This is a genomic window from Bacteroidales bacterium, assembly GCA_041671145.1.
In the GTDB taxonomy this organism is placed as follows: Bacteria; Bacteroidota; Bacteroidia; order Bacteroidales; family JAHJDW01; genus JAQUPB01.
Map to the genome: position 1 here is coordinate 96,207 of JBAZBZ010000005.1, position 12,431 is coordinate 108,637.

Below are 12,431 nucleotides of genomic sequence, written 5' to 3' on the forward strand. Positions count from 1 at the left end.
ACTTTATTTACAATGAACTCCTAATTATGTTTTTCCACAATTGTTTTTTTGAAAAAGCAAAAACAAGCAAATTTTGCTTAATAGAAAAAGCATTTTAAAATAATATCTCCTAAAAATCTTTAGCTTTTATTTTTGTTATTTTTCCATCAATTGAAAATATAAATTCACCATCCTCTTTGATTTTTGATTTGAGCAATTTCTGAAATGCCAAATCAATTCCCTTCATTATTTTATCTCTTAATTCGTTTATTTTTTTATTTTTTTTCATTTTTTCTTGATTTCATTATTTGAAATTTTTTTTCATTATAAACTTTCAATTGTTTATTATTATTGCCTTCTGCAATGAGTATTGACGGAGATTTTGAATTATCAATAATCATCCAGTAATCAGAAACAGGCATATAAATTTTAAAGAGATTAATAATTCCTGATTTATAACGACGTATAATAACATCTTCGGGAATACTATGCCCTCCGGAATTTTTTCTTGCTTTAACTCTTTTAATTGCTAAATCAACAGATTCTAAATAGAAGAAAATTAAAGTTACAAAATAATTATTATCTTTTGCTTTTTTTATAGTATTGATAAAACTTATACTTGATAATGTTGTTTCAAAAGCAAAATTAGTTTTCTTATTTATTAAGTCATCAACTCGTTGTAACATTATTTTACCTGCTTCAATTGCTGATTTTTCGGGTTGGAAAGGAGATAACCCACGGGCAATTTCGTCAGCATTAATAAATTCTCTACATTTTAGCATATCGGGTAAAACAGTGTAAGAAGCCGTTGTTTTTCCTGCACCATTACATCCTGCTATAATATATAAATTTGGCATTATTCGATTTTTTTATTCATTATTTTTTTATGCACTCCTCGTCACTGCATCCTTGTTCACTTTTTTAATCAATCCTTGCAAAACCGTTCCAGGTCCTACTTCAATAAATTCGGTGGCACCATCGGAAAACATATTTTGAGCAATTTGTGTCCAGCGGACAGGAGATGTTAGTTGAGAAATTAAATTCTTTTTAATTTCTTCGGGTTCGGTAACTCTTTTTGCGTTTACATTCTGATAAATAGGACAAACAGGAGTATTAAATTTAGTGAAATTAATTGCAATTTCGAGTTCTGCACGTGCCGGCTCCATGAGTGGCGAATGAAATGCACCACCAACCTGCAAAGGCAATGCACGTTTTGCGCCAGCTGCTTTTAATTTTTCGCAGGCAATATTTATTCCTTCCATTGAGCCCGAAATAACAAGCTGTCCGGGACTGTTATAATTTGCCGGAACAACAATTTCATTTATTGAAGCACAAATTTCTTCAACAACTTTATCATCCAATCCGAGAATTGCCGCCATAGTTGAAGGTTGTGCCTCGCATGCCTTTTGCATAGCCATTGCACGTTTTGAAACTAAAATTAATCCATCTTCAAAAGTCAATGCCTGATTTGCAACCAATGCCGAAAACTCACCAAGCGAATGTCCCGCAACCATATCGGGTTTGAAATCATTAATTGTTTTGGCAAGAATTGTGGAATGCAGAAATATTGCCGGTTGAGTAACTTTTGTTTGTTTTAAATCTGCATCAGTTCCGCTAAACATCAAATCGGTGATTCTGAAACCGAGAATTTCGTTTGCCTTTTCGAAAAGTTCTTTTGCAAGTGAAGAATTTTCATATAAATCTTTGCCCATTCCAACGAACTGAGCTCCCTGACCGGGAAATACGTATGCTTTCATTTTAAATTAGTTTAAAGTTTAAGGTTTAAAGTTATCGTCGCCATTAATTAATTTTTTATACTTATGACTTACGACTAAATACTTACTACTTTTTTAGTCTCTTCTTCCGAGAAATCTCAATAGAAACAAGAACAAATTAATAAAATCAAGATAAAGAGTCAATGCTCCGAGGATAGACAATTTACGGGCATTTTCAGTGCCTGCTTCTATTTGTCCACCTATATTTTTTAATTTCTGAACATCATAAGCCGTCAAGCCGGTAAATATGAGAACTCCTATAAAGCTTATTATATAATCAAATCCACTGCTTCGCATAAACATATTAATAATACTTGCTATTATTATTCCAACTAAACCCATCATCATAATAGAACCAAATTTAGTTAAGTCGGTTTTTGTAGTATAGCCGGCAACAGCCATTACTCCGAACATTGCAGATGTAACAATAAATGTTGTAGCTATTGAACTTGAAGTATAAATCAGAAAAATAAAACTCAAACTCATTCCCATAAGAACAGAAAAAACAACAAAAAACAATGTCATTACAATTGCAGATAGTTTATTAATCCCAAATGACATTAATAAAACAAATCCCAATGGAGCGAGTGTTACGAGCCAACCCAAGCCGGTCATTCCTCCTTTTTCTGTTTCGGGATTAGCATAATATAATACACTCATTAATCCTTTATTTGCTGCAAAATAATATGCAACAAAAGCAGTAATTCCCAATGCTAAAAACATCCACGAAAAAACATTCGATACAAATGTTTTTGGTACTGAAATATCCTGATATTTTTCAGGCGAGTAACTAAAATTACTTTTTTGAAATTCCATAGTTATTTAGTTTAAAAATTTAACGTGCAAAAATAAGAAATAATTATAATAAATAAATGCTTGTATGGTTTAAAAAGTTTGTTGTTTGTTGTTTCGCATCATGGAAAGGTATTTATCAATTTCAGAAAGTTTAAAGATTACTAAATTGAAAAAATATATGTTTATTTTTAACTACAAATAACAAACATTTTTAAACGACAAACTCATTATTCCTTAAATTAATTTTAGGTATTGATTTGCAAAATCAATGAAGCTTTGAACCTATGATGTTCAAGAATTCCGCTCTTGTTTTGTTACTTTTCATAAAAACTCCTGTAAAATCGGAAGTAGTTGTAACTGAATTTTGTTTTTGAATTCCACGCATTTGCATGCACAAGTGCTGTGCTTCAATGACAACAGCAACTCCCAATGGTTTAAGTGCATTATTAATACATTCTTTTATCTGCGAAGTCAAACGTTCCTGCACCTGAAGCCGTCTTGCATAAGCATCTACAATTCGTGCTATTTTGCTTAATCCTACAATATATCCGTTGGGAATATAAGCGACATGAGCTTTGCCAATGAACGGAAGCAAATGGTGTTCGCAAAGTGAATATATGTCAATATCTTTCACAACAACCATTTCCCGATATTTTTCTTTGAACATTCCTGATTTCACGAGTTCTTCGGGATTTATTCCGTACCCGTGAGTAAGAAACTGAAGTGATTTTGCAACTCTTTCGGGTGTTTTTAAAAGTCCTTCTCTATTGGGGTTTTCACCAATTGCTTTTAAAACTTTTTTATAATTTTCTGCAATTTCAGCCGTAACAACAGGATTACACATTTCAACTCCATCATAATTATCCATTATGTTCTGTCTTGCCATCTGCTTATTTATTTTTTTCATTGTAAAAAATTTAGTAAAACTGTTTATTTATAGAACTCCCCTCCTGTTTTAGGAGGGGAATTGCTGCTTATTTTAAATTTTCTACTATCTCTTTTGCCTTATTCAAAGCTTTTTCGATACCCTCAATATTTTTCCCTCCTGCGGTTGCAAAAAATGTTTGTCCGCCGCCGCCGCCATCAATTTCTTTTGCCAGCTCTCTTATAATTTGTGAGGCATTCAAATTTTTATCTTTAACAATATTTTCTGAAATAATCAATGTTAAGTTTACTTTTCCATCAAACTCCGAGCCGATAATAAAAAATAAATTTTGAATATTGTTTTTTAAATCAAACGCTAAATCCTTTATAAAATTATTATCAAAATTTAATTTTGCTGAAATGAAGTTCAGTTCGTTAATATTTTCGATTTTGCCTGTTAATTCAGTTTTCAGTAACTTTATTTTTTCTTTATTTAACTCTGTAATTTGTTTTTGCAAATTATTATTTTGCTCCTGTAAATCTCTAATTGCTTTTGATAAGTCCTTCGGATTTTTTAATATTTCCGATATTTCCTCAAGCAACTGGATTTTTGAATTATAAAACTCTTCAGCTTTTTCAGCAGTAATTGCTTCAATTCTTCTAACTCCGGCTGCAACTGCCGATTCTGAAATTATTTTAAACAATCCGATTTGACCGGTTGACCTGACATGCGTACCTCCGCATAATTCAACAGAATATTTTTTATCGAATGCAACTGCTCTCACCGAGTCACCGTATTTTTCGCCGAAAAGTGCCACTGCTCCCATTCCTTTTGCTTTCTGAATAGTAATGTTTCTGAATTCTTCGAGCAAAATATTTTCACGAATTTTTTCATTAACTATTTTTTCAACTTTCAGAATTTCTTCATTTGTAAGTTTTGAAAAATGTGAAAAATCAAAACGTAATCGTTCGTTGTCAACCAATGAACCCTTTTGCTCAACATGTGTTCCGAGAACTTTTTTAAGGGCAGCATGAAGCAAATGTGTTGCGGTATGATTATTTTCGGTTAAAGTTCTTTTGTGTTTATCAACCTTTACTAAAAATGTTTTTGTAACATCTTTCGGAAGTTTCTCGGAAATATGAATAATTAAATCATTTTCTTTAAGAGTATTTATAACTGAAATTTTTTCATCATCAGAAACTAAAAAACCACTATCACCAGCTTGTCCACCCGATTCGGCATAAAAAGGAGTTTTATTTAAAACAATCTGATATTGCTCTTTTTCTTTTGTTTTAATTTTTCTGTATTTAACTATTTCAGCATTACATTCAAGAAAATCATATCCCACAAATTCGACATTCTGTTCTTTTTTTAATTCAATCCAATCTTCTGTTTCAACAGCTGCCGACTGACGTGAGCGGGTTTTTTGCTCTTCCATGAATTTATTAAATCCTTTCATGTCAACACTGAGATTATTTTCTTTTGCCATAAGTTGTGTTAAATCAACCGGAAATCCATAAGTATCGAATAATTCAAAAGCAAAATCACCTTTTATTTCTTTTGATTTAATGCTGCTGATATAATTTTCAAATTTCTGTATGCCGTTGGAAAGAGTTCGCAGAAAAGCAGTTTCTTCTTCTTTTATAACTTTTTTAATTAAAGTTTTTTGTGAAATAAGTTCAGGAAACATATCGCCCATTTGAGTTGTAAGCGGAGAAACTAATTCAAACAAAAAAGGTTCTTTTAAATCCAGATAAGAATACCCGTATCTTATTGCCCGTCGTAAAATTCTTCTGATAACATAACCCGCTTTATTATTTGAAGGAAGTTGTCCCTCAGCAATTGCAAAAGAAATGGCTCTGATATGGTCGGCTGCAACACGCATTGCAACATCATGCTTTTGATTTTTCCCATATTCTTTTCCGGATATATTTGCTACATTCTGAATAAGCGGTTGAAAAACATCGGTATCATAATTTGATTTTTTATTCTGAATAGCCATACACAGCCGTTCAAATCCCATGCCTGTATCAACATGTTTGTTTGGTAATAATTTCAAACTTCCATCTGCCAAACGATTATATTGAATAAAAACCAGATTCCAGATTTCTATAACCTGCGGATGACCTGTGTTTACTAATTTTGAACCATCAATTTTTTTTCGTTCCGATTCATCGCGCAAATCAATATGAATTTCGGAACAAGGACCACAAGGACCGATATCGCCCATTTCCCAAAAGTTATCTTTTTTATTTCCTAAAAGTATTTTGTCTTCGGAAATTATTTTTTTCCAGTAATTAAATGCTTCGTCGTCTTTTGGTAAATCTTCTTTTTCATCACCTGCAAAAATTGTAACATATAATTTTTCTTCATCTAATTTGTAAATCTTTGTAAGCAATTCCCACGCCCATTCAATTGCTTCTTTTTTAAAGTAATCGCCAAACGACCAGTTACCAAGCATTTCAAACATTGTATGATGATAAGTATCAATTCCCACTTCTTCCAAGTCATTGTGTTTACCCGAAACACGAAGGCATTTTTGTGTATTTGTAATACGTGAATGTTTTGCTTGAGTGTTGTCAAGAAAAATATCTTTAAATTGGTTCATTCCGGCATTTGTAAACATCAGTGTCGGGTCGTTTTTAACAACCATCGGTGCTGAAAGTAAAATACGGTGTTGTTTCGATTGGAAAAAATCCAGAAACGCTTTTCTTATTTCGTTTGAAGTCATTTGAATCAATTATCTTTGAAAGCAAAATTAGAAAAAATAGATGATTTGCAGAAATTAATTTATTTCAAAATTGACAAGTGATAAATGATTACTTTCTGCTCTGTGCACTTCAATCTTCTTCAACTAAAACAAAGTCGAGTTGTTTTTTTGTAAGGTCAGCATTTGCAACTTTTATTTTTACTTTATCGCCGAGTTTGTAAACATTTCTGTTACGACGACCTATTATCATGTAATTTTCTTCATCAAGATAGTAAAAATCATCATTAATATCTTTTAATTTTATCATTCCTTCGCAGTGGTTATTTATTAATTCCACATATATTCCCCACTTTGTAACTCCCGAAATAATTCCGTCAAAAACTTTTCCTATTTTATCCGATAAATAAAGAACCTGCATGAATTTTATTGATTCGCGTTCGGCTTCGGCTGCCTGCATTTCCATTTTTGAAGAGTGTTTGCACATTTCTTCAAGTTTTTCAATATTTTCTGCTGGCTCGTTGTTCAGATATTTTTCAAGAAGACGATGAACAAGAACATCGGGATAACGGCGGATAGGTGAAGTGAAATGAGTATAAAACCTGAAAGCCAGTCCATAATGACCTACATTAATTGTAGAATAATGTGCTTTCGCCATTGTGCGAATGGCAAGATTTTCAATCATGCTCTGCTCGTTTTTTCCTTTTACATTTTCGAGCATTTCATTCATTGATTCGGAAATATTCTTAGTAGAATTTGTTTTAATTTTATATCCTAATTTTCCTACAAATCGCGCTAATTCAATTAATTTTTCGGGGTCCGGTTCATCATGTATTCTGTAAACAAATGGTTTTGTTTGTTTATTTTCCTTTTTCATTCCTGCAAGTTCGGCAACTTTTTTGTTGGCAAGCAGCATGAAATCTTCAATGAGCATGTTTGATTCTTTCTGTTGCTTCAAAAATACTCCTACCGGTTTCAATTTTTCATCAAGTTCAAATTTCACTTCAGCCCTGTCAAATTCAAACGAGCCACGGCTGATTCTTTTCTTACGGAGTTTTTTTGCAAGTTCATTTACTACAGATAATTCATCTGCAAAATCACCTTTCTTTTTTTCAAGAATCTCCTGCACTTCATCGTAATTAAATCGTCTGTTTGAATTAATAATGGTTTTTCCGAACCATTCATTTTTTATTTCAGCATCATCATTCAACTCAAAAACTGCCGAAAAACAAAGCTTGTCTTCATTCGGACGAAGTGAACAAATATTGTTTGATAAATTTTCGGGCAGCATCGGAATCACCCTGTCAACAAGATAAACTGAAGTTGCACGATGCAATGCTTCTTTATCAAGAATAGTATCTTGTTTTATATAATGTGTAACATCGGCAATATGAACGCCCACTTCACAATTTCCGTTATTTAGTTTTTTGAATGAAATTGCATCATCAAAATCTTTTGCATCAATTGGGTCAATTGTAAAAGTCGTGATATTCCTGAAGTCCCTGCGTTTTTTAATTTCGGGTTCGGAAATTATTACAGAAATTTTATTTGCTTCTTCAGTAACTTTTTCGGGAAATTTAAGTGGAAAATTATAATCGACAATTATAGAATTTATTTCAGTGCTTGTTTCACCAGGATTTCCGAGCACTTCAATAACTTCACCAAAAGGACATTTTGAATTTTCTGCCCAGTCGGTAATTTTTACAACTACCTTTTGTCCGTTTTTCGCATCTTTAAGACTATTCAATGGAACAAAAATGTCTGTTCCAATGTTATTATCGGAAACAAAAAAAGCAAATCGTTCGGAAATTTTCAGAGTGCCAACAAATTCGGTTTTTGTTCTTGAAATAATTTCTATTACTTCGCCTTCGGGTTGTTTATCTTTCTTTTTCGGATACAGAAAAATTTTAACGGTATCGCCGTTTAATGCTGTTTTCAGGTTTGATGCAGCAACTTTAATATCTTCTTCCGATTGTTCGGATATTATGAATGCTCTACCAGAAGAAGTCATATCAACTATTCCGGTAATATATGCCGATTGCTTTTTTATTTTTTCAAGTTCTTTGGGATTTATTTTGAATTTTCCCTGATATTCCTGAACTAAATATCCTTTTTTTGAAAGTTCGGAAAGTGTATTAATTATTAATTGTCTGAATGATTTATCATTCTTACCAAGTCGTTTGCATACTTGTTTATAATTTAAAGTTTTTTTAAAACTCTGAACAAAAACTCCGAAAACATCTTTTTGTAATGATTCAAGAGGTTTGTTTATATCTGATTTGTTTTTTGGCATTAATTTAATTATTGAGTAAGATTTATTATGGTAAGAATTTGCCACAGATTAAGTTAATAAAAAGAAAAAATATCAAACACCGAATTTCGAATGTCGAAATTTAGCAATTCATTAATTTAACAACAAAACATATTTAATCTGTGAATCTGTGGCATTTTTATTTTTCAAATTTCAAAAATTTCAAATTCGTAGTTTTCCATTATTTGATTTGCAAGAAGAAGTTTACAGGCGGCATCAACTTTTTTAGTTGCTGTTGTTTTATCGGATGCTTCTATTTCAAGTGTAATATGTTTGCCAATTCTTATGTTTGTAATTTCTGACAAATTGAGATTTTTCATGCTTGAAGTTACGGCTTTACCTTGTGGGTCGAGTAATTCTTTTAATGGCATAACATTTATTTCAGCTCTGAATTTCATGGCTATTATTTTGTTTGGAGATATTGTTAAACAAAGATAAAATTATATATAAAAATATGATTAATGGTATCGCAATAAAATAAAATATTGCGAGCAGAATTATTGAAGCGAGCAAAAAGGAATAACTGAGTTTATTATCTTTGAATGAGAAAGTTTTAATTTTAAGCGAAAATAAAGGAATTTCCGATACCAGCAATGCAGAAATTATAAGCGTAATGGAAATTAAAACTATAGGATTTAAAATAATCGTAACAAAAAAATATTCGTTGCGGAATAAAGTGCAATACGGGTTTTGAAGTATTAGTGGAAATGACATGATAAAAAGTGCGCTTGCAGGAGTGGGTAAGCCGATAAAATATTCTTTTTGCCTGATATCCAGATTAAATTTTGCAAGACGCAACAATGAAAATACGGTAATAATAAAACCGAAACATGAAAAATAAGGTGAAATATTGATATTACCGATGCTGATGCTGATAAAAATCAATCTGTACATCAGAATTCCCGGAACTAATCCAAAGCTTATAGCGTCAGCTAATGAATCAAGTTGTTTTCCAAATTCCGATTTTGCATTAAGAGCACGGGCAACAAAACCATCAATAAAATCAAACACCATTGCAAGATAAACAAAATACGAAGCCATCCATAGCTCTCGGTTTATAAGAGAAATCACAGCAAAGCATCCGCAAACAATGTTAATACAGGTTACTGCATTTGCAATATGTTTATCAAATTTCATAATTTTATTTATAAAAAATCAAAAGGTTGTAAGAAAAATTTGATTGATAATTTTTACTTTACAACCTTTAAAATTTATTTTATTTATTTTATTTTTTAGGATTTTTTTCCTGTGTTTTAGGTGCTCCTATTTTTAAAAGTTCAACTTTGAATATTAAAGTTGAGCCGCCCGGAATTACCTGATTTCCGGTATCTCCATAAGCCAAATCAGATGGAATATATAATTCATAAACAGAACCTTCTTTCATTAATTGCAATCCTTCAATCCATCCTTTGATTACACCATTTAATCCGAATGTAGCAGGTTCGCCTCTTTTATATGAAGAATCGAAAACATTACCGTCAATTAATCTTCCTTCGTAATTAACAGTTACCATATCGCTTTCGGTAGGAATTTTACCTTTCCCTTCTTTAATTACTTTATATTGTAATCCGCTTTTGGTTTCAAAAACTCCTTCTTTTTTCCTGTTTTCGGCAAGAAATTCAGCACCTCTTTTTTTATTTGGTTCTGATGCTTTGGTTGCTTTTTCTTTTTCTTTTTGCATCATTTCCTGTTGAAACGACATAAGTATTTTTTGTTTATCAACTTCCTTGAAAACAAGGGAATCTTTACCATTTACTGCATCGTTTATTCCTGCTGAAATAGCTTCGGTATTAAATTTTACCGATGTATCAGTTTTAAGATTGCGTCCGATATTTGTACCTATAACATAACTAACCGAATCCATTTTTGTTTTTAATTCAGTTTTTTTATCTGTTTTTTTATTACATCCTATGAACATAATTATCGACAAAATTGCGAACCCTGTAAAAAAATATTTTTTCATTTTAATTAAAGTTTGGTTAATAAATTATTTGAAATTTTCAGCAAAGGTAAAATATTATTATTTAAAAAATAATATTTTTTTTGTATTCATATAAGATTTATTTTTACAGATTATTCGGATTAAATAGTGTTCGTCCATAAAGTCGAAAGTTTGGTTCAGAATGTCCGAGTTCGAGGCTTTCGAGGTTTTGCAAATTAGGAGTATACTGGAGTATTCGACTGATTTGCAAAACGAGAGTAACGAAGAAATCGGACATTATGGACAAACTCTAAATATATGATTTCGGCATCAATAGTAATAATTACATTAAATGAAGAGCGGAATATTGAACGCTGTCTCAATTCTGTTAAAGATATTTCCGATGATATTATTGTTGTTGATTCGTATTCTAACGACAAAACAAAAGAAATCTGCAAAAAATATGATGTAAATTTTATAGAATATGACTGGAAAGGATATTCCGAAACCAAAAATTACGGAAATAGCATTGCAAAATATGATTGGATACTTTCAATAGATGCAGATGAAGTTGTTTCAGAGAAATTAAAAAAATCTCTTTTAAATGTTGATTTAAATTCGGGTTTTGACGGATTTTATCTTAAACGTTTAAACAATTATTGTGGTAAATGGATTAAACATTCTGGTTGGTATCCCGATAGAAAAATAAGATTGTGGAATAAAAATAAAGCAAAATGGGAAGGCGAAGTTCATGAAAAAATAGTTTTAGAAAAACAATCTGAAATCGGCTGCCTGAAAGGAAATTTATTGCATTATTCCTACTATACAATAAAAGAACATATAAAAAGAATAGAAAAATATTCCGATATGTCTGCACAGGAATATTTCAAAAAAGGTAAAAAATCAAATATTTTTAAAATTTACGTTGCTCCTGTTTTTAAATTTATTTTGAATTATTTTATAAGATTGGGGTTCTTGGATGGATATTACGGTTTCATAATTTGTAAATTAACGGCGTACACTACCTTTCTTAAATATTATAAATTAAAAAAAATATCGAACATCGAACACTGAATATCGAATGTTGAAGTTTTCAATTTTTTGTTTTTTTGCTTTCTCGCACAAACAATAAAATTCCGAAACTTTAAACTTTAGACATTAAACTTTAAACTATTTTAACATCGAACACTGAATGTCGAAGTAGTTGGCGTTTTCTTGCAGCAACTAACTAAAACCTGATTTTTTATAGAAGTGTCAAACAAGCTGCCAAAGCTCCAAAAATTACAGTAATAAATTTTTGAATGTTATACTGGTGGTTTTCGCTTGTTTCGAAAAGTATCGATGTGGATACATGAAGAAAAACTCCCACAACTAATGCCATTATGTAACTAAAATACTGAGATAAATTTCCTACAATATTATCATTGATAAGATAACTTGTAACCGAACCCGCGGGAGTAACTAAAGCAAATAATATAAGTAAAAGAAAAGCATTGTTTTTTTTCATTCCCGAAGCGAGAAAAAGAGTCATAAGTAAAATAGAAATCGGAACATTATGAATCACAATTCCTATTAGCAAAGTATGTTGAACTTCTTTGTCAAAAGTATCGACCAACGGCATTCCCTCTAAAAATGAGTGGATGCACAAGCCAAGCATAATTGCTAATGGAAATATTTTATTTTCGTGCGAATCAATATGTGAATGTCCGTGTTCAATGCCTTTTGTGAAAAAGTCGAGCAGAACCTGAATTAAAAATCCGAATAAAATAAAAATACCTGGATTTAAAGAAGTTTTAACAGAATATATTTCGGGAATAAGATTTAATGCACTTATTGCAAAAAGAAATGCACCGCTAAAAGATAATAGCAATTTCAACAATTTTTCATTTTCTTTTTTTATAAAGAAAACAACGGAACCGCTGAGCAGCACTCCAAAAAATAATATTAAATAAATATATAAATTATTTAGCATTGTGTGTAATCAAATTTGCCACAGATTATTTGCATATTTTCTTTTTTTATAAGATGTTATGAGAATATTTCGCTAAAGTTCAGATTATATTTATAAAAATACTCTT

12 protein-coding genes are annotated in these 12,431 nt (G+C 31.1%); 1 reads left to right on the forward strand and 11 read right to left on the reverse strand.

Going from position 1 to position 12,431, the window contains the following annotated elements:
* Positions 1 to 109: 109 nt before the first annotated feature.
* The 10 genes from WC223_03130 to WC223_03175 form a co-directional block, all read right to left on the reverse strand.
* On the reverse strand, positions 110 to 268 hold the full coding sequence (locus WC223_03130) for a hypothetical protein (GenBank protein ID MFA6923224.1): 159 nt from the start codon (positions 266 to 268) through the stop codon (positions 110 to 112).
* Entirely contained in the window at positions 255 to 836 is a 582-nt protein-coding gene (locus WC223_03135) for a zeta toxin family protein (protein MFA6923225.1), read from the reverse strand. Before WC223_03135 ends, WC223_03130 begins: the two co-directional genes overlap by 14 nt.
* Before the next feature lie 27 nt (positions 837 to 863).
* Positions 864 to 1,736 (reverse strand): ACP S-malonyltransferase, encoded by an 873-nt coding sequence (gene fabD / locus WC223_03140; protein ID MFA6923226.1) that lies wholly within the window; start codon positions 1,734 to 1,736, stop codon positions 864 to 866.
* A 93-nt stretch (positions 1,737 to 1,829) separates the two neighbouring features.
* Positions 1,830 to 2,570: a Bax inhibitor-1/YccA family protein gene (locus WC223_03145; GenBank protein ID MFA6923227.1), complete on the reverse strand. Its 741-nt coding sequence runs from the start codon at positions 2,568 to 2,570 to the stop codon at positions 1,830 to 1,832.
* Between the two features lie 244 nt (positions 2,571 to 2,814).
* Positions 2,815 to 3,393: a GTP cyclohydrolase I FolE gene (gene folE / locus WC223_03150; protein MFA6923228.1), complete on the reverse strand. Its 579-nt coding sequence runs from the start codon at positions 3,391 to 3,393 to the stop codon at positions 2,815 to 2,817.
* Positions 3,394 to 3,523: 130 nt separating this feature from the next.
* A complete protein-coding gene (alaS, locus tag WC223_03155; GenBank protein MFA6923229.1) occupies positions 3,524 to 6,145 on the reverse strand; it encodes an alanine--tRNA ligase in 2,622 nt (873 codons plus the stop codon).
* Between the two features lie 109 nt (positions 6,146 to 6,254).
* Positions 6,255 to 8,414: a ribonuclease R gene (gene rnr / locus WC223_03160; GenBank protein MFA6923230.1), complete on the reverse strand. Its 2,160-nt coding sequence runs from the start codon at positions 8,412 to 8,414 to the stop codon at positions 6,255 to 6,257.
* 164 nt (positions 8,415 to 8,578) lie between these two features.
* Positions 8,579 to 8,830, reverse strand: coding sequence for a phosphoribosylformylglycinamidine synthase subunit PurS (gene purS, locus WC223_03165; GenBank protein MFA6923231.1), 252 nt, complete (start codon positions 8,828 to 8,830; stop codon positions 8,579 to 8,581).
* A complete protein-coding gene (pssA, locus tag WC223_03170) occupies positions 8,814 to 9,569 on the reverse strand; it encodes a CDP-diacylglycerol--serine O-phosphatidyltransferase (protein ID MFA6923232.1) in 756 nt (251 codons plus the stop codon). The genes purS and pssA overlap by 17 nt, the downstream gene beginning before the upstream one ends.
* A gap of 88 nt (positions 9,570 to 9,657) precedes the next feature.
* Positions 9,658 to 10,395: an FKBP-type peptidyl-prolyl cis-trans isomerase gene (locus tag WC223_03175; protein ID MFA6923233.1), complete on the reverse strand. Its 738-nt coding sequence runs from the start codon at positions 10,393 to 10,395 to the stop codon at positions 9,658 to 9,660.
* Between the two features lie 276 nt (positions 10,396 to 10,671).
* Between WC223_03175 and WC223_03180 the strand changes: the two genes are divergently transcribed.
* The gene (locus tag WC223_03180) at positions 10,672 to 11,427 is read left to right on the forward strand and encodes a glycosyltransferase family 2 protein (GenBank protein MFA6923234.1); all 756 of its coding nucleotides are present in this window, start codon (positions 10,672 to 10,674) and stop codon (positions 11,425 to 11,427) included.
* Positions 11,428 to 11,596: 169 nt separating this feature from the next.
* Here the strand turns inward: WC223_03180 and WC223_03185 are convergent, their stop codons facing one another.
* Positions 11,597 to 12,325, reverse strand: a complete 729-nt coding sequence (locus WC223_03185) for a ZIP family metal transporter (protein MFA6923235.1) — start codon at positions 12,323 to 12,325, stop codon at positions 11,597 to 11,599.
* Positions 12,326 to 12,431 lie beyond the last annotated feature (106 nt).

Excerpts from the sequence above, each read along its gene's own strand:
- WC223_03130 (MFA6923224.1), bottom strand. The coding sequence starts at position 268 with ATGAAAAAAAATAAAAAAATAAACGAATTAAGAGATAAAATAATGAAG.
- WC223_03135 (MFA6923225.1), bottom strand. The coding sequence starts at position 836 with ATGCCAAATTTATATATTATAGCAGGATGTAATGGTGCAGGAAAAACA.
- fabD (MFA6923226.1), bottom strand. The coding sequence starts at position 1,736 with ATGAAAGCATACGTATTTCCCGGTCAGGGAGCTCAGTTCGTTGGAATG.
- WC223_03145 (MFA6923227.1), bottom strand. The coding sequence starts at position 2,570 with ATGGAATTTCAAAAAAGTAATTTTAGTTACTCGCCTGAAAAATATCAG.
- folE (MFA6923228.1), bottom strand. The coding sequence starts at position 3,393 with ATGTGTAATCCTGTTGTTACGGCTGAAATTGCAGAAAATTATAAAAAA.
- alaS (MFA6923229.1), bottom strand. The coding sequence starts at position 6,145 with ATGACTTCAAACGAAATAAGAAAAGCGTTTCTGGATTTTTTCCAATCG.
- rnr (MFA6923230.1), bottom strand. The coding sequence starts at position 8,414 with ATGCCAAAAAACAAATCAGATATAAACAAACCTCTTGAATCATTACAA.
- purS (MFA6923231.1), bottom strand. The coding sequence starts at position 8,830 with ATGAAATTCAGAGCTGAAATAAATGTTATGCCATTAAAAGAATTACTC.
- pssA (MFA6923232.1), bottom strand. The coding sequence starts at position 9,569 with ATGAAATTTGATAAACATATTGCAAATGCAGTAACCTGTATTAACATT.
- WC223_03175 (MFA6923233.1), bottom strand. The coding sequence starts at position 10,395 with ATGAAAAAATATTTTTTTACAGGGTTCGCAATTTTGTCGATAATTATG.
- WC223_03180 (MFA6923234.1), top strand. The coding sequence starts at position 10,672 with ATGATTTCGGCATCAATAGTAATAATTACATTAAATGAAGAGCGGAAT.
- WC223_03185 (MFA6923235.1), bottom strand. The coding sequence starts at position 12,325 with ATGCTAAATAATTTATATATTTATTTAATATTATTTTTTGGAGTGCTG.